Origin of the sequence: Vibrio lentus (genome assembly GCF_002875945.1) — a bacterium.
GTDB lineage: Bacteria > Pseudomonadota > Gammaproteobacteria > Enterobacterales > Vibrionaceae > Vibrio > Vibrio apostichopi.
Window position 1 is genome coordinate 1 of record NZ_MCZK01000068.1, and the last position, 452, is coordinate 452.

Consider the following 452-nt stretch of genomic DNA (forward strand, 5'->3'; position numbering starts at 1 on the left):
TTTTACATAACTGCACTTAGTACGTAGTCTTATTTAGGCACAAGAACGGCTCCCAATTGGGAGCCGTTTTTTCAGCAAGAAGAAAACAAGGAAGGAAACTTCATGCCTATTTATAGTTTAGTCGAGAGTTGTTCTGGTATTCGTTATTATGCCCTCTACGATTTCTATAGGAAAAGAATAATGTATGAGTAATGTGTTGTTGGAAAGTGGAACTAATGAGCTGGAAATAGCGGAGTTCCAGCTTGTTAAGATTGGTGTTCAAGGGCGAGAAGAGTTAATCACCTACGGGATCAATGTAGCTAAAGTGAGAGAGGTGATCCGATTCCCCGTTGTTACAGACTACCCTAAAGGAGGGGGCGATATCGTCGGTGTATTTAAGTCTAGAGGTCAAGTTGTCCCGTTAATCAATCTTGCAAAATGGTTGGGTATGCCCAGCAGGTCTCCGTCAGAAT

1 protein-coding gene is annotated in these 452 nt (G+C 42.0%); it reads left to right on the plus strand.

Features of this window, described 5'->3' with window-relative positions; all coding sequences use genetic code 11:
* Positions 1-184: 184 nt before the first annotated feature.
* A partial coding sequence (locus BCT49_RS05335; protein WP_198595820.1) for a chemotaxis protein CheW occupies positions 185-452 on the plus strand: 268 nt, incomplete at its 3' end.